The 19003-nt window shown below is 65.9% G+C and carries 16 protein-coding genes; 3 read left to right on the forward strand and 13 right to left on the reverse strand.

Features of this window, described 5'->3' with window-relative positions:
* Window positions 1-69: 69 nt before the first annotated feature.
* The 3 genes from OKW37_RS14635 to OKW37_RS14645 are packed head-to-tail and all read right to left on the reverse strand — an operon-like array spanning window position 70 to window position 3075.
* Complete coding sequence (locus OKW37_RS14635) at window positions 70-408, reverse strand: NIPSNAP family protein (RefSeq protein WP_018417780.1); 339 nt, start codon at window positions 406-408, stop codon at window positions 70-72.
* Entirely contained in the window at window positions 405-2183 is a 1779-nt protein-coding gene (locus tag OKW37_RS14640; protein WP_429405680.1) for an FAD-dependent oxidoreductase, read from the reverse strand. The genes OKW37_RS14635 and OKW37_RS14640 overlap by 4 nt, the downstream gene beginning before the upstream one ends.
* 10 nt (window positions 2184-2193) lie before the next feature.
* Complete coding sequence (locus OKW37_RS14645; RefSeq protein WP_429405678.1) at window positions 2194-3075, reverse strand: SDR family NAD(P)-dependent oxidoreductase; 882 nt, start codon at window positions 3073-3075, stop codon at window positions 2194-2196.
* A gap of 179 nt (window positions 3076-3254) precedes the next feature.
* Here OKW37_RS14645 and OKW37_RS14650 point away from each other — a divergent pair, with 179 nt between their 5' ends.
* A complete protein-coding gene (locus OKW37_RS14650; protein ID WP_429405675.1) occupies window positions 3255-4145 on the forward strand; it encodes a helix-turn-helix domain-containing protein in 891 nt (296 codons plus the stop codon).
* A 35-nt stretch (window positions 4146-4180) separates the two neighbouring features.
* Here the strand turns inward: OKW37_RS14650 and OKW37_RS14655 are convergent, their stop codons facing one another.
* Window positions 4181-5371 carry a 4-hydroxybenzoate 3-monooxygenase gene (locus OKW37_RS14655; RefSeq protein ID WP_429405673.1) on the reverse strand — a complete coding sequence of 397 codons (1191 nt, stop codon included), beginning with the start codon at window positions 5369-5371 and terminating at the stop codon, window positions 4181-4183.
* Between the two features lie 237 nt (window positions 5372-5608).
* Window positions 5609-7195 carry a threonine ammonia-lyase, biosynthetic gene (gene ilvA / locus OKW37_RS14660; protein ID WP_429405672.1) on the reverse strand — a complete coding sequence of 529 codons (1587 nt, stop codon included), beginning with the start codon at window positions 7193-7195 and terminating at the stop codon, window positions 5609-5611.
* A 101-nt stretch (window positions 7196-7296) separates the two neighbouring features.
* Here ilvA and OKW37_RS14665 point away from each other — a divergent pair, with 101 nt between their 5' ends.
* Window positions 7297-7578, forward strand: a complete 282-nt coding sequence (locus tag OKW37_RS14665) for a hypothetical protein (protein WP_184022741.1) — start codon at window positions 7297-7299, stop codon at window positions 7576-7578.
* On the opposite strand, the gene OKW37_RS14670 is transcribed toward OKW37_RS14665, so the two are convergent.
* The 3 genes from OKW37_RS14670 to OKW37_RS14680 all read right to left on the reverse strand — a co-directional run bounded on the left by OKW37_RS14670 (window position 7550) and on the right by OKW37_RS14680 (window position 11995).
* On the reverse strand, window positions 7550-8815 hold the full coding sequence (locus OKW37_RS14670) for a virulence factor family protein (RefSeq protein WP_429405670.1): 1266 nt from the start codon (window positions 8813-8815) through the stop codon (window positions 7550-7552). The genes OKW37_RS14665 and OKW37_RS14670 overlap by 29 nt on opposite strands.
* On the reverse strand, window positions 8812-11403 hold the full coding sequence (gene mprF / locus OKW37_RS14675) for a bifunctional lysylphosphatidylglycerol flippase/synthetase MprF (RefSeq protein WP_429405668.1): 2592 nt from the start codon (window positions 11401-11403) through the stop codon (window positions 8812-8814). The genes OKW37_RS14670 and mprF overlap by 4 nt, the downstream gene beginning before the upstream one ends.
* 448 nt (window positions 11404-11851) lie before the next feature.
* Window positions 11852-11995, reverse strand: a complete 144-nt coding sequence (locus tag OKW37_RS14680) for a hypothetical protein (protein WP_184056639.1) — start codon at window positions 11993-11995, stop codon at window positions 11852-11854.
* 227 nt (window positions 11996-12222) lie between these two features.
* On the opposite strand from OKW37_RS14680, the gene OKW37_RS14685 reads away from it, so the two are divergent.
* Window positions 12223-13626 carry an MFS transporter gene (locus OKW37_RS14685; protein ID WP_184056642.1) on the forward strand — a complete coding sequence of 468 codons (1404 nt, stop codon included), beginning with the start codon at window positions 12223-12225 and terminating at the stop codon, window positions 13624-13626.
* Window positions 13627-13678: 52 nt separating this feature from the next.
* On the opposite strand, the gene OKW37_RS14690 is transcribed toward OKW37_RS14685, so the two are convergent.
* The 5 genes from OKW37_RS14690 to OKW37_RS14710 all read right to left on the reverse strand — a co-directional run bounded on the left by OKW37_RS14690 (window position 13679) and on the right by OKW37_RS14710 (window position 18854).
* On the reverse strand, window positions 13679-14173 hold the full coding sequence (locus OKW37_RS14690) for a DUF421 domain-containing protein (RefSeq protein WP_090805813.1): 495 nt from the start codon (window positions 14171-14173) through the stop codon (window positions 13679-13681).
* Between the two features lie 89 nt (window positions 14174-14262).
* Entirely contained in the window at window positions 14263-14928 is a 666-nt protein-coding gene (locus OKW37_RS14695; RefSeq protein WP_429405665.1) for a glycosyltransferase, read from the reverse strand.
* A complete protein-coding gene (locus OKW37_RS14700; protein ID WP_429405663.1) occupies window positions 14925-15530 on the reverse strand; it encodes an SAM-dependent methyltransferase in 606 nt (201 codons plus the stop codon). The genes OKW37_RS14695 and OKW37_RS14700 overlap by 4 nt, the downstream gene beginning before the upstream one ends.
* Window positions 15531-15563: 33 nt before the next feature.
* On the reverse strand, window positions 15564-16760 hold the full coding sequence (locus OKW37_RS14705; protein WP_187610546.1) for an acyl-CoA dehydrogenase family protein: 1197 nt from the start codon (window positions 16758-16760) through the stop codon (window positions 15564-15566).
* Between the two features lie 120 nt (window positions 16761-16880).
* Complete coding sequence (locus OKW37_RS14710) at window positions 16881-18854, reverse strand: PAS domain-containing hybrid sensor histidine kinase/response regulator (RefSeq protein ID WP_184056651.1); 1974 nt, start codon at window positions 18852-18854, stop codon at window positions 16881-16883.
* Window positions 18855-19003 lie beyond the last annotated feature (149 nt).

Below are 19003 nucleotides of genomic sequence, written 5' to 3' on the forward strand. Positions count from 1 at the left end.
GGTCGCGACCGTGCTTGCGAGCGTCGCGCTGTCCGTTCGTTCATGCCTGTCTCCTCCTCGAACGGGCGGCTAGCGCAGCATCGTCAGCGTCCTGAAGTCGACTCGCCTGATGATGCGGCTCTCCTGCGCGACGATCAGATGCGCGGACGCCTGCAGATACGCGGGCCACTCCGGATCGGCATCGCGTGCGGTGCGGCGCTGGTCGTAGTCGCCGATGCTCTCGTAGCCCCACAGATGCACGACCTGGTTCAGCGCGCCGATATCGCTCATGTAAAAGCCGACTGGCGCGCCCAGATACTTGAGCTGAATCGGCATCGCGAGCCGGTCGAAAACGTCGATGAACTCCGCCATGCCGCGCGGCCGGATCGTGTAGATGCGATGATCGACGAAAGGTTTGCCCTGGCTCATGTGCCGGTCCTCAATACGGTTTCGGCTGCGCGGGGGTCCGCGTTGCTTGCGCTCTTCGCGCTTTTCACACTCGCGCCCGCGAGATGACGACCGGTGATATAGCCGAACGTCATGATCGGCCCGAGCGTGATACCCGCGCCCGGATAGTTGCCGCCCATCACGCTCGCGCGATCGTTGCCGACCGCGTACAGGCCGGCGATCGGTGCGCCTTTCACGTCGAGCACTTCGCCGGTGACGTTCGTCGAGATGCCGTCGAAGGTGCCGAGATCGCCCATCACGACCTTCAGCGCGTAGTACGGACCGTCGCCGATCGGCGCGACGCACGGGTTCGGCTGGTGCTCCGGGTCCCCCAGATAGCGATTGAACGACGTCGTGCCGCGGCCGAATTCGCGATCTTCGCCACGCACCGCATCGGCGTTGTAGCGCTTCACGGTCGCCTCGAGCGCCGTGCCGTCGAGACCCGCGTTGCGCGCGAGTTCCGCGAGCGTGCGGCCCTTGCTCAGATAGCCGTTGCGCAGCAGCGGGCCGAGCGGCACGGGCGCCGGCTTCGCATAACCGAGCCCGTATTTGCGGATCGTCGCGTGATCGCAGATCAGCCACATCGCGGTTTCGCGTTCGTTCGCGCAGGCCTCGATCATCGCGGCACCCACGTCGTGATACGAATTCGCTTCGTTGGTGAAGCGCTTGCCCGCGCGCGTCACGCCGATCACGCCAGGCTTGTAGCGATCCACCAGATGCGGAAACACGCCGACGCTGCCGTCGCTCATCGGCACGCGCGACACCGGCATCCATGCGGCTGGCTGCGGAAAACGGATCGCCACCCGCGCACCGAGACGTTCGGCCATGCCGACGCCGTCGCCCGTATTGCCGCGCGGCACCGGCGACAGGTGTTCGCCGCCGCGCCGCAGATGCGGATACGCGTGGGCGATCCGTGCGACGTCACGCGAGAAGCCGCCGCACGCGAGCACCACGCCGCGTCGCGCGACGATGCGCATCTCGCCTTCCGGTCCCGCGACGAGCGCGCCGGTGACGCTGCCGTTCGCCACGGTCAGCTCGCGAGCGGCCGTGTTCGTATGGATCGGAATGCCGAGATCGAGCGCGGACTTCGCGAGCCGCGCGGCGAGCGCGTTACCGCTCGTGATCTGCACGCCGCGCCGGTACAGCGCAAGGTCCTTCAGATGGCTCGCGAGGCGCTTCGCGACGTACAGCGCGGAGGTGAGCGAACGCGTCGCATTGAAGAAGTGCTTCAGGTCCGCGTTCGACGAGTTGAACATCATGCCGATGAACGTGATCGTCTTCAGCGGCGGGCGCAATCGCGAGATGTCCTGGCCCAGCGCGCGCGCATCGAACGGCGCGGCGACGACCGAGCGGCCAATGTCGACACCACCGCCCACGTTCGGGTGATAGTCGGGATACAACGTCGGCACGAATTTGACGGTGGTTTCGCGCTCGAAGAAGTCGAGCATCTCAGGGCCCGTGTCGAGAAACGCGTCGACGGCGGCGGCATCGAAGTACGCGCCGGTTTCGCTGCGCATATAGGTCAGCGCCGCTTCGCGCGTATCGCTGACGCCGTTGCTCCTTGCGTGACGGTTGCCCGGAATCCACAGCACACCGCCTGAAAACGCGGTCGTGCCGCCGAAGAACGGCTCCTTCTCGATCACGACAACATCGAGACCGTGTTTGCGCGCGGTGATCGCGGTCGACAGCCCTCCCGCACCCGAACCGATCACGAGCACGTCGCACGTGAGTGTTGCGCCGCATGTTGCGTTGGTCATGATGGTCTCCTTACGCTCGGACCAGGCGGTCGGCCCGGGTGGCTTGCGCGGCCTGGTTGGCTTCGAAGCCGGGACGCGGCACGAGGTCCATCAGCATGCTTTCGAAGCCGCCATCGACGACGACTTCGGCACCGTTCACATAGGCGGCGCGTTCGCTCGCGAGAAACGCGACGACATCGGCGATATCGTTCGGCTCGCCGATCCGGCGGCTCGCCGTCATCGCGCTGCGCCGGCGTTCGATATCGTCGTGCTCGTAGAACGCCGCCGACAGCGGCGTGCGGATCATGCCCGGGCACACGGTATTGCTGCGAATGCCGCGTGGCCCCCACTCCGCCGCGATCTGCTTCGACAGCATCGCGACGCCGGCCTTGCCCGCGCTGTAAGCGCCGCTATAGGTTTGCGGATGATGCGCGGCCACCGACGCGACATGCACGATTGCGCCAGCGCCGCGCTTCAGCATGCGTTGACCGAATTGCTGCGAGCACAGCATGTAGCCGGTCAGATTCACGCGCAGCATCGCATTCCATGCATCGAGTCCAATCTCTTCGATGCCCCCCGGCCGCAACAGGCCCGCGTTGTTCACGAGCACATCGGCGACGCCGAGGCGCGCTTCGAGCTCCGACACCGCGCCGCGCACGCTATCGATGTCGCCGATATCGCAGGCGAGCGCCAGCGCTTCGACACCGCTCGCGTTCAGCGCTTGCGCGACGTTACGGCACTTCTGCTCATCGCGATCGAGCAGCGCCACGCGTGCGCCAGCGTCGCCCAACACCTGAGCAATCGCGCTGCCGATGCCGCCCGCCGCGCCGCTCACGACGCAGACGCTGCCTTCGAGCCCGAGCCAGTGTCGCGCGTTGGCGGGTGTGTCGCGCCGATCTTTCCGTTGATTCATTTGCTTAGTCCTCCCGATCTCCATGTTCACGATCGCGGCGAGCTTAGGTTGGCCGGCTTCACCAAACTGCGTCATCCGACCGCGTCTTCGATGGAAAAAAGTATAGCCACGCGGTTCCGGACGAAATTGGACAAAGGCAGCACATCGCAGGACAATTCGAACATTGGAGACAAAACCGCATGAGGAATATCCCTAACTACGATCTGTACGGAGAGTCCGCGCGGCCGCCGTGGTACGACGCGTTCAATTTCGAATGGATCGTCGAGCGCAGTCGTCCGAACGACTGGCATATCGCCGCGCACCGGCACGATGCATTGCTGCAGATTCTCTATATCCGCAGCGGTTCGGGCCACGTGCTGATCGAAAGCGAAAAGCTCACGATCGAAGCGCCATGCCTGATCCTGATTCCAGCGCAAACGGTGCACGGTTTCGTGTTTTCGCCGGAGATCGACGGGCTCGTGATTACGGCCGCGCAGCGCGCGCTGGAGTCGATTTCGAAAGCGGTGTCGCCGGGCCTCGTGCCGGTGCTGCAACGGCCCGCGCTGATTCCCGTGCGGCCCGCGGTCGGCGAGCGCACGTTGATGCCCTTGTTCGGTTTGCTGGAGCAGGAATTTCGCGGCAGCGCGCGCGGCCATATCGCCGCGGGCATGTCGCTGATGATTGCACTTTTCGTGCAGGTCGCCCGGCTGACCGATGCCGCGTCGAGCGCGGGCGTGACCGTCAACGACCGGCGCGCCGCACAGATCAAACGGCTACGCGAACTGATCGCCACGCATGTGCGCGAGCATCTGCCAATCGATTTTTATGCGGAAAAATTGGGGGTGACCGCAGCGCAACTGGGGCGCATCTGTCGTGAGGAGCTTGGCCATTCGCCGCTGTCGCTCGTCAACGATCAGTTGATACGCGAGGCGCAGCGCGATCTGGTCTACTCGGGTTCGAGCATCAAACAGATCGCGCATGCGCTCGGTTTCGAAGATGCGGCCTATTTCAGCCGCTATTTCCGTAAGCAGACCGGCGTCACGCCCAAGGAGTTTCAGGCGGCCGCGCACCGGGATCTGTCGATCAATTAGCGATCCCGATGATCGCGCGGTGCTTGCAGTAGCGCTTACAGCTGCGCCTGCATCTGCGCGCCGGCGACGCCGACGTAGTTCTCCGCCAGTACGGTCGCGGCCGTGCGCGACGTCGTCACGTACTCGAGCTCGGCGACCTGCAGTTGCTGCTCGAACGCCGAAGCGCCTTCGATACGATGCAGCATGCTGGTCATCCAGTACGAGAAGTGCTCGGCGCGCCAGATGCGTTTGAGCGCGGTTTCGCTGTAACGGTCGAGCAGATCGGCGCGGTTTTCCTTGTAGAACGCGTCGAGCGCCTTGCTGAGCACGTTCACGTCGGCGACCGCGAGGTTCATGCCCTTCGCGCCAGTCGGCGGCACGATATGCGCGGCGTCGCCAGCGAGGAAGAGGCGCCCGTACTGCATCGTCGTCGACACGAAGCTGCGCATGCCGACGATGTTCTTCTGAAAGATCTTGCCGTCGATGATCTTGTGGCCTTCGTCCGAATCGGCGCGCGCATGCAGCTCGGCCCAGATGCGATCGTCGGACCAGTTGTCGACCGAGTCCTTCGGATCGCACTGGAAATACATGCGCTGCACGTTCGGCGAGCGCGTGCTGATCAGCGCGAAGCCGCGTTCGTGGCGCGCATAGATCAGCTCGTCCGACGACGGCGGGCCTTCGCACAGGATGCCGAACCAGCCAAACGGATAGACGCGCTCGAAATCCTTGCGCAGCGTCTGCGGGATCGCCTGGCGCGACACGCCTTGCGAGCCGTCGCAGCCGATCACGAAGTCGCATTGCAGTTCGTGCTCCGCGCCTTCGTGGCGATAGCGGATCGACGGCTTATCGGTATCGATGCCATGCACCGACGTCTCCGATACGCCGAAACGCAGTTCGGCGCCCGCGGCGACGCGCGCCGCGACTAGATCCTTGATCACTTCGTGCTGGGCATAAACCGTGATCGCATGACCGGTGAGGCCGGTCAGATCGATGCGGCGACGCTTGCCTTCGAACGCGAGTTCGAAACCGTGATGCAGCGCGCCTTCGGCTTGCATGCGTTCGCCGAGACCGGTTTGCATCAGCAGGTCCATCGTGCCCTGCTCGAGCACGCCGGCGCGAATCGTCGATTCGATCTGATCGCGCGTGCGCGTTTCGAGCACGACCGAGTCGATACCGCGCAAATGAAGCAGATGGGAAAGAAGCAGGCCAGCGGGCCCTGCACCGATGATGCCGACTTGGGTGCGCATGTAGTCTCCTGAATGCGGTGATGAAATTTGCGCTCAGTGTGACGATCGCGACGCCTATCCCGCAATGCGATATAGCGGATAGGCCGTATCGCGTTGCGCGATAGAAGGTGTAAGGTGGGGGCCGGCGCCGCGCGGCTGTTTCGGCCGCAAACGCAAGACTGGCGGGGTCTTCCGCCGATTTGGACGACCCGCGGTTCGTGCCGCGGCATGGCGTGCCCTCAGGTAAACCCCGATCCGCTAAACGAGCTTCAATTCGCCAAGAAATAGTCGATAGACCGGATTTTTTGTCTCTTCCCAGCACGGATAGCCGAGTGTTTCGATGAAGCGCTCGAACGCCGCGTGGTCGCTCCCGGGCACCTGAATGCCGACCAGAATCGAGCTGTAGTCCGCGCCCTGGTTGCGGTAGTGGAACAGGCTGATGTTCCAGTTCGGCGCCATCGACGACAGGAATTTCATCAGCGCGCCCGGACGTTCCGGAAACTCGAAGCGAAACAGTCGTTCGTCGCGCGCGAGCGGCGAGCGGCCGCCGACCATGTAGCGGATGTGCTGCTTCGACAGTTCGTCGAAGGTCAGGTCGACGGTGGCGAAGCCGTGCGCTTCGAAGGCGCCGGCGATCTGCGCCGATTCGCTGCGATTGCGGATCTGCACGCCGACGAAAATATGCGCCGAGTTCGCGTCGGCGATCCGGTAGTTGAACTCGGTGACGCTGCGCGTGCCGAGCAGCTCGCAGAAGCGCCTGAAGCTGCCGCGCTCTTCGGGGATCGTCACCGCGAAGACCGCTTCGCGCGCTTCGCCCACCTCCGCGCGTTCGGCGACGAAGCGCATGCGGTCGAAGTTCATGTTCGCGCCCGACGTGATCGCGATCAGCGTCTGGTTCTCGATGCCTTCCCGTTCGGCATACTGCTTGGCGCCGGCCACCGCGAGCGAGCCCGCCGGTTCGAGCACGCTGCGCGTGTCCTGGAACACGTCCTTGATCGCGGCGCACAGCGCATCGGTGTTCACGAGCAGCACTTCGTCCAGATATTCGCGGCACAGACGGAAGGTTTCTTCGCCGACGAGCTTCACCGCAGTGCCGTCGGAGAACAGGCCCACTTCGTTCAGCGTCACGCGCTCGCCCGCCTGCAACGACGCGGCCATCGCGCACGAATCGTCGGTCTGCACGCCGATCACCTTGATCTCGGGGCGTACCGATTTCACGTATGCGGCGACACCGGCCGCGAGACCGCCGCCGCCGATCGGCACGAAGATCGCGTGAATCGGCCCTTGGTGCTGGCTGAGGATTTCCATCGCGACGGTGCCCTGGCCGGCGATCACGTAGGGGTCATCAAACGGATGCACGAAAGTCAGGCCGCGCTCTTCCTGCAGCTTGACCGCGTGACCATAGGCGTCGCTATATGACTCACCGAACTGCACGATCTCGACGGTCGGCCCGCCATGCGTGCGGATCGCGTCGACCTTGAGCTGCGGCGTCGTCACCGGCACGACGATGATCGCCTTCACGCCCATGCGTGCCGCCGATAACGCCACGCCCTGCGCATGATTGCCCGCCGACGCGGTGATCACGCCGCGACTGAGCGCCCCGGCCGGAATATGCGCCATCTTGTTGTATGCGCCGCGCAGCTTGAACGAGAACACCGGCTGATTGTCCTCGCGCTTCAGATAGACCGGGTTGCGCAGCCGCGCCGACAGGTTCGGCGCGCGTTCGAGTTCGGTCTCGCGCGCCACGTCGTAGACGCGCGCGGTCAGGGTCTTTTTCAGGTAGTCGTGAGACGGCGCGAGGCGCTTGGCCGCTGCGGCGGCCTGTTCGAGTTCGTTTAACAGCACGGCAAGCTCCTGGGTGGCAACATTCGATGCAACAACGCATCAACGGCGATCGACATCGAACGATAGCAATCGCGGCATTTTCGCCAGGAGGCAGGCAGAGAATGAACCTGAAAGCGGACATAAAAAAACCCGCCTCGTTTGGCGGGTTATGTGTGACTGCAAGTCGACGCGCGCTAACCCACCATTCGATGAATGATGCTAATAATCAGCGCAATACGGATGTCGAGGCAGTTCATGTCGGCGATCTTCGTCGACTCGGCAAGCTTTGTCAATCTCCGCGCAGTGCGGCAGTGCCACACAAGAAAAACGGGGCGCACCGGCAAGCGCGCCCCGCAGAGACGACCAACACCGACATCAATCGCGCACGCCGCTCTGCTTTTTGAACGCCGCGAGAATGCGTTGCTCGAGCGCGTTGTAATCGCGGCCAAAGTGATGATCGCCGGTCGTGCGGATGACTTCGACGCCGGTTTTGTCGAGCGCCGGACACAGCGTGTCGGTCTCGCTCTCGCCATAGAAGCATTGAACGATCGACGGCGGCACATGCGTCAACTCGGGGCGCACGTTCAGCGCCTTGTCGCTCGCGGGCATGCCGAGCCAGCCGCCGACGCGGATCTGGAAATCGGCTTCGGGCGCGAAGCCGAGCAGCGAAATCAGCGACACCTTATCGCGCTGCGCCTGCGGCAGACGGTTATACGCGAACGGCAGCACGTCCGCGCCGAACGAATAGCCGATCAGCGCGATATGCTGCGCGTGCCAGCGCTCGCCATAGGTTTGCATCACCCGCGCGAGATCGCGGCTCGTTTGCGCCGGCGGCTTCTCGCTCCAGAAATAACGCAGGCTGTCCCAGCCGACCACCGACACGCCATCTTTCTGCAGTGCCTGCGCGATCGTCTTGTCGAGATCGCGCCAGCCGCCATCGCCGGAAATCACGATCGCCATCAAGCCGTTCGGATGCGCGGCCGGCAATTCGATCAGCGGCAGGTCGGACACGTCGTCGGCGCTGATCGAGACCGGCTGCAGATGCGGCGTCAGCAATGCAACGAGACGCGCGCGATCGGCATTGCCCGTGCTCGCCTTTTCGACGAAGCCCGGCACCTTGTCGCGAATCACGGTCGGGTCGGGCGGACACGGTTCGAAGCGCGCGTCGAGCTTGTGATCGGCGTCGACCGACACCGCGCCCGCGATCGTATTGGACGGCGCCTGCTCGAGCACGTGCATCGCGAGCGTCGCGCCCTGTCCCGTACCCGCGACGATCGGCGCGAAGTAGCGGCTCGACTGCGATTGCCGTTCGAGCTGATGGCTCAGCGCCTCGGCATCGCCCACCAACTGATGACAGGTTTCCTTTTTCGCGGAAAGGTTGGCCGCGTAGTGCGCGGTATCGACGCCGACCGTCATCGCGCCCGCTTTCGCGAGCGCATCGGCGCTCTGCTGATCGGCTGCGCTCCAGCCGCTTGCCTGCGAATACAGCACGACGAAGCCGCGCAGCGGCCCCTCGGGCTGCGTCACGCGCACGTCGCCATAGCGGCCGCCGGGCACGGTGGTGGTGGCCGCGTGCGCGAGCGCGCCGCAACTCAGAACGCTCGCCGCGACGGCGAGCCGGAACAACGGATGCAATGTCATGAACGCCGGCCTCCTGCCAGCAGCGACAGGTCCGCGAGCGTGAAGAACACGCCCGAACCGGATGCCGCGAGATAACGCGGCTCCCAGCGCGGCTGGAACTTGCTCTTGAAAGCACGCAGTCCGCGGAAGTTGTAGAAGCGACCGCCGAAGCGCCACACGATGCCGGCCAGCCGATGCCAGCGTGACGCGAGCGGCGTCGGCTGCACACCGGAGAGCGGCGCAATGCCGAGACTGAGCGAGCGGAAGCCCGCCTCTTTCAGATGCAGCGCGAGCTGCGTGAACAGATATTCCATCGCATACGGCGACGCGCTTTCGACGTGACGCATCACGCCGACGGTCGCCTCGGTATTCATATCGGTCGTCATGAAGGTCACGAATGCGACCGGCTCGCCGTTCTGGCGCACCAGCATCACCGACTGCGCGGCCAGGTATTCGTCATGGAAAGCCGCGACCGAGAAGCTCTTCTCGCGCGCGTCGCGGCTGTCGAGCCAACCGTCGGAAATGCCGCGCAGCGTTTCGAGCGAGGCCGGCACATGGGCCTGATCGATCACTTCGACGCTAAAGCCGTCGCGCTCGCCGCGCTTGAGCGCATAGCGCAGATGCGCGCGATGCGAGCCCTTCAGATCGAAGTCGTCGAGCACGACGTGGGCTTCCTCGCCGAGCTTCATCAGCGTGAGGCCAGCGTCGAGATACAGCGGCAGCGCATTCGCGCGCACCTGGTAGAACGCGGCGCGGCCGCCATGCGCATGCGCGAGCGCGACGAACTTGCTGATGAGACCCGCCCACTCTTCGCGCGGCCCCACCGGATCGTGCAACGCGGCCCACGTGCGGCCGTATTTCGCGTACATCAGGAACGCTTCGCGCGACTCCGAAAACAGGAAGCTCTTGTCGCCCATCAACGCGAGACCCGCATCGCTGCGTTCCTGCGCGCGCACGATGCGCGCGGCGTCGTGCAGATCTTCGGGCGCCGGCTTCACGAAGCGGCCCGGCGCCGGACGCAGCAATTGCCAGAACGAGAAGGTCGCGGCGAACACGCTCGCGGCGAGCGTCGCGCGCAGCGCGCGCGGCGCGCGCTCGTCGAACGCGAATTGCCACCACAGATCGCCCGTGTACGGCACGTCACGGAAAGCGAACAGCATGACCCACGTCGCGAGCATCAGCACCATCGCGACCGACACGAGCCAGCCGGCCGTGAAACGCTCCGCGAACAGCGACGAATGACGGTTGAAGCGCTTGCGCGTCGCGAGCAGCAGCACGATCAGCATGCCGAGCACACTGGCTTCGACGAACGCGAGACCCTTGGTCAGCGACAGCGCGAGGCTCAGCAACGCGAGCGCGAGCGTCATCCACCATGCCGCATCGAGCCGCCGCAGCAGGCCGCGCGCGACGAACAGCAGCAGCACGCCGAGCACGCTGCATAGCATCTGCGAGCTTTCGAGCACCCACAGCGGCACCAGGTCGCGCAGCATATGAATGCGCTGCCAGAACGCCGGCGTCGCGCTCGAAATGACCAGCATGCCGCCGACCACGAACGTGACGAGGCTCAGAAACAGCGGCGCGAGTTCCGACACGCGCTCCGCCTGCAACATCGACAGACGATTCTTCAGCGCGCGCCCCTCGAAGCCCGCGAGCAGCGCCGCGGAGACGATCAGCGGCACGCCGAAATAGATCGCGCGATACGCGAGCAGCGCGGCGACCATCTGATGCATCGGCACGCTGCCGCTCAGCGTGAACACCATCGCCGCTTCGAACACGCCGACGCCGCCTGGCGTATGGCCAATCAGGCCGAGCAGCATCGCGGCCGCGTAGACGATGATGAAGCCGACGAAGCTCACGTTCGCATGCGGCAGCAACGCCCACAACGCGAGGCCCGCGGCGACCACGTCGAGCACCGCCAGCGCAACCTGCGCGAGCAGATCGCGGCGCGCGGGAATATCGAACGAGAGCCACTGCCAGCGCGTGCGGATCGGCCGGGTTTGCCGACGGCACGCGGCCGCGGCGAGCACCAGCGCGAGCAGCAGCGCAGCGCCGCTCCAGCGCAGCGCGACTGGCGACAGATGCAGCATCGGCGCGAGCTGGCCCGCCATGCAGACCATGCCCAGCGCGGTCATCAAGACGAGGGCGAGCGCGAGCGACACGCTCGTAAACACCGTCATGCGGCCGATCTGCGCGGGTGTGATGTTCGCGACGCCGTACACGCGCGCGCGCACCGCTCCGCCCGTCAGCGCGCCGAAACCGGTCGCATTGCCGAGCGCCGAACCGGCCGTCGCGCCGACCCACAGCGCCGCGCGCGGCACGCTCGCGCCGAGATAGCGCAGGCCGACCGCGTCGCGCCCGACCAACGCGACGTAGCTGAGCGCGGTCGCGCCGAGCGCACCGCTCCACTCGCGCGCCGACAGCTGGCGCAGTTCGCGGATCACCGAACGGTAATTCACTGCCTCGGACAGATGCTGCAGCACGACCAGCAGCAACCCGCAAATGACGAGCGCGAGCACGGGCGACAGAAGGCCCCGGCTGCCAAGCGCTTTCGATGCACGGCCGAGCAGCGCCGGGAGGCGCTCGAAGCTGTGTTGAAGTTGGTGGGACATGGTCAATGCGGGCCTTGCGAGGAGCGGTCGCGGCGACGGATCGTCACGCGCGGTATCGCCTGTGGCGGCGATTACAAAGTGATAACGGCAAAACGTGCAAAAGGTTGACAGCATTAGCAATTTTGCCGTCGGTTCACTTGCGCGTCGCGTGTCAAAAGCGCGCGATTGTAATGCTTCCTCGCGTGATGCGAGGCATCAGGCCGGCGCAACCGCGGCATCAGGATCACGGCTGGGCGTGCCGTCATCAGGAGCGGAAGCACGATATCAGGAAGGGAAACGGCGATGGCAGCCCGGAATTGGCTGACGGTGGGCGTCTATCTGGTGGGACTGGGGAGCCGACTCGCTGAACGTGCTCCGCTTGACGGGGCCACAAAGCACAATGCCCGCTACTCGAGCGGGCATTGACACGACAGCAGGGGCTTGCGGGGCCCGCGCGGGAAACTCGCGCTTAGTTCGGGCGACGGTACGCTTCGGCGATCACTGCGCAGTTCTGCAGATGCAGGTTCAGCGCATGCAGCGCCAGCGCGCGCAGCTTGCCGAAGAACGTGTTGGCAGCGGGGGTGGAACGGACGGCATTCGATGCGGTGTTCATGGCGACTCCTGATCAGGGTTTATACCTACGGAATAACCCGATTATAGCGATCTCGTGCCGCAGCGCAACAAAACAATATTTTTGGCGACGTCGCGATGCCAACGTCGCGTACCGGATACGGAGAATTCGTAAAGGGGCGGCATCGGTCGTGCAGGTATTAACAATCCGCACCGTACAGGTGCATAATGCCCCCTTTGCCTGCGACGCTTCGCCGCAGGCTCGCCGATATGACCGTCGCCCAGACCCAAAAAGCTCTGATTGCGCCTCTTATCGTCGCGTGCGCGATGTTCATGGAAAGCGTCGACGCCAACGTGATCGTCACCGCGCTGCCGGCCATGGCACGCGATTTCGGGCGCGATCCGGTCACGCTGAAGATCGCGGTGACAAGCTACGTGCTCGGGCTCGGCGTGTTCATCCCGGTATGCGGCTGGCTCGCCGACAAGTTCGGAGCGCGCACGGTATTCCGCACCGCGATCGGCGTCTTCGTGACGGGCTCGCTGTTGTGCGCCGCGTCGAACTCGCTTGCCACTTTCACGGTTGCGCGTTTCATCCAGGGCGTCGGCGGCGCGATGATGGTGCCCGTCGGGCGCATCATCATCTTTCGCGTGGTGGAGAAAGCCGACTTCATCCGCGCGATGAATTACCTGAGCGTGCCCGCAATGCTCGGCCCCGCCGCCGGTCCGCTGCTCGGCGGCTTCATCACCACGTATCTGCACTGGCGGCTGATCTTCTTCATCAACGTGCCGATCGGCATTCTCGGCATCTATCTGACCAATCGCTATATCGCCAATACGCGCGAGCCCGACCCCGGCCCGCTCGACTGGATCGGCTTCCTGCTGTCGGCGGCGGGCGCGGTGCTGCTGTTGCTCGGCTTGTCGCTGGTCGGCGGCGAACTGATTTCGAATACGGACGCGTTCGGCATGTGCGCGCTCGGCGCGGCGCTGCTCGCGATCTACGTCGCGTATGCGCAGCGCGTCGCACTGCCGCTTCTGGATTTGCGTTTTTTCAAGGTGCCGACTTTCCAGGCGAGCGTGCTCGGCGGCTCGCTATTTCGCATCGGTCTCGGCGCGTTGCCGTTCCTGCTGCCGCTGCTGCTGCAGGAAGGCCACGGCATGAGCGCGTTCCAATCGGGGCTGATCACCTGCGCGTCCGCGTTCGGCGGCATGTTCATGCGCACGATCGCCTCCACGGTGCTGCGCCGCTTCGGCTTTCGCCAGGTGCTCGTGTTCAACGCCGCGCTATCGGGCATTTCGATCGCCGCGTGCGGGCTGTTTTTCCCGCACACGCCGACGTGGATCATCTGGGTCGTCGTGTTGCTCGGCGGCTTCTTCCCCGCGTTGCAGTTCACGAGCCTCAATTCGCTGACCTACGCGGAGATCGCGAGCCGCGACGTCGGCCGCGCGACGAGCCTCGGCAGCGTCGTGCAGCAGATGTCGCTCGGCCTCGGCGTGACGGTCGGCGGCATCGTGCTGCAGATTTCGCGCGCGCTGCATGGGCATCCGAGCATCACCTGGTCGGATTTCTGGCCCGCGTTTCTCGTGGTCGGGCTATGCTCGTTCGCGTCGATTCCAGTCACGCTGCGCCTGCCGCGCGGCGCGGGCGCGGAGATTTCGCGAGGCGGGCGCGGCTGAGCCGGTTACCGTGTCACCGCGCGAGCGCCCCGCTCTTCACGGGTTCGGGCGCTCACGCGCGCTTGCGAATCACGCTCACTTCGCCATTGCGTTCGAGAATCGCGGCGGCCACGTCGTCCATTGAGCGCGAGCCGGTTTTCTGCCGCACGCTTTCCTCGATGTCGGTGCGCGTGACGAGCGCCGCGTGCATTTCGTTCGCGTGGAACTTGCCGTCGCTGAACACCTCGCGCTCGGCGCCGCCCACCAGCAGCTCGAAGCGGCGCGAGCGTATGAACGACCACGCGAGCACCCGGTGACACACGACGATCGCGAACGACGCGACCACGGTCGCGATAAACGGCGACGCACCGACGATCGCGCGGCTCAGCGTCGCGCCGAGCAGAATCACGACGACCGAATCGAACGGCGAGCGCTGCCCGAATGAACGGCGCCCCGATACACGGATCAGCGCGAGCGCGATCACGAACACGGCGATCGAGCGCATACCCATCTGCAACGGATCGAGCTCCCTGCCTTGGCCGAATAGAACGAAAAACGCGTCCATCATGTTCGCCCTCCCCGCGGCGGATTGCCGTGCGAATGTTCTGGTGTCCGGATAGTTGCGAGCGAGACGAGCCCGCGACGCGTCGCCGTCGCTCAGGCCAGCGCGCCATCCGTCGCCCATGAGATGAGCGTATCGCCGAAACCGCCGCGCACGCGGGCCACGGTACGCGCGCTCGTGGTCACGCGCGGCGCGGCGCTCCACGCGATGCGCGCGCCAGTCGCGATCAGGCGATCGACGAGCGCGGCATCCTCGCTGCACTTGAGCGGCGGAAAGCCGCCCGCGCGCCGATAGGCGTCGGCGGAAACGCCGAGATTCGCGCCGTGCACATGACGATGTCCGTCGGCGTCGACATACGTCTTGCGAAAATATTCGCGCACGCTGTGCGGATGCGCGCTCCAGTCGTCGACGGCGATCGAGCCGCACACCGCATCGGCGCCGAGCGCCAGTTGCGCGGCCAGCCAACCGGGCGACACGCGGCTGTCGGCATCGGTAAACGCCAGCCAGCGCGCGCCGTGCGCGAGCAGCAGCGACGCGCCGAGCGCCCGCGCGACGCCGACGTTGCGCGCCTTCAGCGTCAGCGTCTGCACGCCGTAAGCGCGCGCGATCGCTCCGCTGAAATCGCTGCAGGCGTCGAGCGCGACGACGATCCGCACCTCCTCGCCGGCGAGCGCTTCGTGTCGGGACGCTTCGAGCAAGGCCGCGAGGCACCGTGCGAGCAACGCCTCTTCGTTATGCGCCGGAACGATCACGCCGATCATAGAAGCCCCTCGCGCTGCGCGACCGAACGTGCGTCGCGCGACCACACGTCGATCAGCAAGTCGGCTTCGTCGTGATGCGCGAGACGCGCGAGACCGCAGCGCGCATCGAATAGCGCGTGCGCATGGTCGGCGGATTCGCGCGCTTCGGCGAACGGCCGGCGCCAATGGCAGGCGAGCAGCGTGCCGTCCGGCGTCAGCGACCCGGCGATGCGCGCGGCCAGCGTTTCGAGCTCGGCCGCGTCGAGGTAGTACGCGAACTCGCTGATCACGATCAGATCGAACGGCCCGTGCTCCGTCGGCCAGTCGCGCGGCACCCTGCGCTGCTCGATCCGCACGTTCGATGCGCCCGCCACGCGTTCACACGCAAGCTCGACGGCGCGCGCGTGCAGATCGGCGGCGAGCAGCGCGTCGCAGCGCGTCGCGAGCCCGGCCGTCAACTCGCCGTTCGCGCAGCCCGGTTCGAACGCGTTGCGATAGCGCGGCCGCGGCAGCAGCGCGAGCGTCAGCGAACGCTTGCGGCGTTCGTACCAGCCTTCGCGCAAACGCCACGGATCGTCGCTGCGTCGGTAGAGTTCATCGAAGTACGGCGCCGTCGAGTTCATCTGAGCGATCCTCCCAAGGCAGGGGGAAAAAAGTCATGGCGTCCACGGCGCGAGTGTTTGCGAAGACGCCTGATGCGATGCCGGCGCGGCAGTCGTGTCAGCGGCCTCGACGAGCCGTTCGCCGAGCGCTGCGAGGTCGCGTTCCGCGTGGCTCTGCCGCAGAAACACCGGCAGGTCGGCGAGCGCCCGCGCGAAGCGCGCGTCGCGGCACAACGGGCCCGCGCCGAGCGCGCGTGTCGCGTGCTCGATCACGGCGCTCGCGGCCTGCTCGACGGCCAGACGCGCGCGCAACACGCGCGTCGCTGCATCGGCCGACGGCTGCGCGTCGATCCACGCGGCGGTTTCGCGCAGCAGCGCGGCGGCCGACTGCAAGGCGACATCGGTCGCACCGAGATGAGCGAGCCGATGCGCGTCCGCGTGCCGGGCGCACGCGTCGCGCAGCGTGCGCGCGATTTGCGCGGCCGCGCCGTACCAGCACGCGGCGATACCGGCGCCGCCATGCCAGAAGCCCGCGCGGCGCAGATACGCATGCGGCGCGCCGACGAGCGTCGCCACGGTGTCTTTGAACGTGACATCCGCGCTCGCGGTCGCCTGCATGCCGACGGCCTGCCATTTCGATGTATCGATCGAGATCGAGCTCTGGTCCAGCGCGAGCGCCGCGAGCACGGGCTCATCGTCGCGCCATGCGCTCACGAGCGCATGGGTGAGCGCCTGCGCGCCGGAGCACCAGGCTTTGGTGCCGGACAGGCGCACCTGCGCGCCCTCGCCGGCAACGGTCTGGATTCCTTCGTCGATGGCGCGCACCCGCGCGTGCGGCGCTTCGGCGGCCCACACGCCCCAGCGGCTTGCCGCGGGCGGCAGCGGACCATTGAGCTCGGCGAGAATCGCAAGCGCATCGGTATGGCCTTCGAACAGTTTGACGAGGCCGAGGTCGCATGCGGCAACGGCGGCCAGCGCGCGCCAGCGCACCAGCGTCTCCCCATGCCCCGGCCATGGCAAGGTCGGCGCGCGATCGTAGCCGCGCTCGATCAGATCAGCGAGCAGTGCTCCGAGGGCAGCGGGATCGTTCGCATCGAAACGCGCGTCGCGCAGAAAATCGTCGAGCGAGATAGCAGGCTTGCCGGGCTGCGGCGCGCGGGCGCTCGCGCGTAGTGCGCGGCCACCGTGTTGATTTGAGACCTGCCGTGACTGGGCCTTAAAGCTGGCCGCGTGGTCGCGTATGTCGAGCATCGTGCCTCCCTGCACCGGTTCGATCCACGGCCCGCCGGGCGGCGGCGGACCGGAACGTATGCAGAGTGGCAGCAAACACCGTGCCCCGGCTGGCGAGGCGGCCGCGCAGCGAAACAGCGGCTACGTCCCGCCACTTCCGCTCAGACGTCCATCCGCCTTCGCGAGCAACGCGTCGAGGACCGCCATCTCGACCGGCTTCACGAGGTGCGCATGGAAACCCGCGTGGCGAGTTCGATCGAGATCGCTCGCATGGCCGAAACCCGTCATCGCCGCGTACATCGTGCGCGACATCTCGGGCCGCGCGCGCATCGCCGCGAGCGTCGCATAGCCATCCATCTTCGGCATCGCGAGGTCGATCAGCGCGAGATGCGGCGAGAAGCGTGGCGAGATCTGCAGCGCCTGCTCGCCCTCGTAGGCGATACGCACCTCGTGGCCCTTCAGTTCGAGCAGCATCGCGAGGCTGTCGGCCGAATCGCGATTGTCGTCGACGAGGAGAATGCGCAGCGGCTGCACGTGGGGCGCGGCATCGATCGTGCCGCTCTCCGCGGTGTCGGACTGCGCGGAGGCGAGCGGCAGACTCAGCGTGAACGTGCTGCCGAGTCCCAGTCCTTCGCTGCTCGCGACGATGCTGCCACCATGCATTTCGACGAGCGACTTGCACAGCGTCAGGCCGATCCCAAGGCCGCCCTCGCCGAAACTTTGCCCTTCCTTCTCCTGCGCGAACAGTTCGAAGATCTTGTCGAGCGAGCGCACCGGAATGCCGCAGCCGGGGTCGCGCACTTCGAGCACCGCCATACGAAAGTCGACACGTCCCTGCATCTCGATCGCGCTGCCGTTCGGCGAAAACTTCGACGCGTTGTGCAGCAGGTTTTGCAGGACCTGCACGAGCCTCGTCATGTCGCCGCGAATCATCACGGGAGCGTCGGGTACATGCGCGACCACGCGCTGCTCGCGCGAGTCGGTGAAGGGCCGCGCCGCTTCGATCGCGCGCGCGACGAGCTCGGCGAGATCGACGCGCGCAATACGCAGTTCGACCTTGTCGGACATGATGCGGCCGATATCGAGCAGATCGTCGACGAGTCGCGTCAGGTGGGTGACCTGGCGATCGATCAGATCGCGCGCCCGCGCGACCACCGGGCTCAGATCGGTTTCCATCTGCATCGTGCCGACCGCGTTGCGCACCGGCGCGAGCGGATTGCGCAGTTCGTGCGCGAGCGTCGCGAGAAATTCGCGCATGCGCTCCCCGGAGCGCTCCAGTTCCTCGCGCCGGCGCCGCTCGGTCAAATCGCGCGTGACCTTGGCGAAGCCGCGCAAGCGTCGCGATTCGTCATAGACGGCCGTGATGATCACGTTGGCCCAGAACGTCGAACCGTCCTTACGCATGCGCCAGCCTTCGTCTTCGACGGCGCCGATCTGCCGCGCGATCGCGAGCTCGCGCGCGGGCTTGCCGGCCGCGGCCTCCTCGGGCACATAGAACTGCGAGAAGTGCCGGCCGACGATTTCGTCGTGCGTATAGCCCTTGATGCGCGCGGCGCCCGAATTCCAGCTGACGACGAAGCCTTGCGGATCGAGCATGAAGATCGCGTAGTCCTTCACGCTATCGACGAGCAGACGGAAGCGCTCCTCGCTCTGGCGCAGCGCTTCGAGGTATTCGCGCTGCGCGGTCAGGTCGCGCGTGATCTTCGCGAAGCCCGTGACCGCGCCCTTCTCGTTGCGTATCGCGGTGATCACGACGTTCGCCCAGAACGTCGTGCCGTCCTTGCGCACGCGCCAGCCTTCATCTTCGAAACGGCCGGTCAGCGCAGCCTGTTCCAGCTCGTAGGTCGGCCAGCCGCGCGCGACGGCTTCCTCGGTATAGAAGCGCGAGAAATGCTGACCGACGATCTCGCTCTGCGCATAGCCCTTCAGCTTCTGGGCGCCGGCATTCCAGCTGACGATGTTGCCCTTCGCATCGAGCAGAAAGATCGCGTAGTCCGAAATCGCCTGCACGAGCGACAAATAATCGATGCCGACGGGCGCCGACGGCGCGGCCTCGGCCGGCACTCGAGCGCGCTCGGCGTAGTCGTGGGAAGAAGAAGCTTCGAGCTGGGTCATGGCGGACACGTCATTGGAACTTTCGTTTTAAGCAAGCCTCGCGCCTGGCCGGCGGCGAAGCCGTCGCGCAAGCGCTTGCGCGGTCCACGGAGGGGGCCGGGATGCGCCGCCAAGGGCGCTCGCGCGCCGGCTGGTAAGGCGCCAAGCTT

The organism is Paraburkholderia sp. MM5482-R2, assembly GCF_050436125.1.
Lineage (GTDB): Bacteria > Pseudomonadota > Gammaproteobacteria > Burkholderiales > Burkholderiaceae > Paraburkholderia > Paraburkholderia tuberum.

What these genes read in the sequence shown, in the direction of transcription:
- OKW37_RS14690 (WP_090805813.1), bottom strand. Translation starts at nt 14,173, where the DNA reads ATGATGGACGCGTTTTTCGTTCTATTCGGCCAAGGCAGGGAGCTCGAT.
- OKW37_RS14685 (WP_184056642.1), top strand. Translation starts at nt 12,223, where the DNA reads ATGACCGTCGCCCAGACCCAAAAAGCTCTGATTGCGCCTCTTATCGTC.
- OKW37_RS14710 (WP_184056651.1), bottom strand. Translation starts at nt 18,854, where the DNA reads ATGACCCAGCTCGAAGCTTCTTCTTCCCACGACTACGCCGAGCGCGCT.
- OKW37_RS14665 (WP_184022741.1), top strand. Translation starts at nt 7,297, where the DNA reads ATGAACCTGAAAGCGGACATAAAAAAACCCGCCTCGTTTGGCGGGTTA.
- mprF (WP_429405668.1), bottom strand. Translation starts at nt 11,403, where the DNA reads ATGTCCCACCAACTTCAACACAGCTTCGAGCGCCTCCCGGCGCTGCTC.
- OKW37_RS14695 (WP_429405665.1), bottom strand. Translation starts at nt 14,928, where the DNA reads ATGATCGGCGTGATCGTTCCGGCGCATAACGAAGAGGCGTTGCTCGCA.
- OKW37_RS14705 (WP_187610546.1), bottom strand. Translation starts at nt 16,760, where the DNA reads ATGCTCGACATACGCGACCACGCGGCCAGCTTTAAGGCCCAGTCACGG.
- OKW37_RS14655 (WP_429405673.1), bottom strand. Translation starts at nt 5,371, where the DNA reads ATGCGCACCCAAGTCGGCATCATCGGTGCAGGGCCCGCTGGCCTGCTT.
- OKW37_RS14640 (WP_429405680.1), bottom strand. Translation starts at nt 2,183, where the DNA reads ATGACCAACGCAACATGCGGCGCAACACTCACGTGCGACGTGCTCGTG.
- OKW37_RS14700 (WP_429405663.1), bottom strand. Translation starts at nt 15,530, where the DNA reads ATGAACTCGACGGCGCCGTACTTCGATGAACTCTACCGACGCAGCGAC.
- OKW37_RS14670 (WP_429405670.1), bottom strand. Translation starts at nt 8,815, where the DNA reads ATGACATTGCATCCGTTGTTCCGGCTCGCCGTCGCGGCGAGCGTTCTG.
- OKW37_RS14645 (WP_429405678.1), bottom strand. Translation starts at nt 3,075, where the DNA reads ATGAATCAACGGAAAGATCGGCGCGACACACCCGCCAACGCGCGACAC.
- OKW37_RS14650 (WP_429405675.1), top strand. Translation starts at nt 3,255, where the DNA reads ATGAGGAATATCCCTAACTACGATCTGTACGGAGAGTCCGCGCGGCCG.
- OKW37_RS14635 (WP_018417780.1), bottom strand. Translation starts at nt 408, where the DNA reads ATGAGCCAGGGCAAACCTTTCGTCGATCATCGCATCTACACGATCCGG.
- OKW37_RS14680 (WP_184056639.1), bottom strand. Translation starts at nt 11,995, where the DNA reads ATGAACACCGCATCGAATGCCGTCCGTTCCACCCCCGCTGCCAACACG.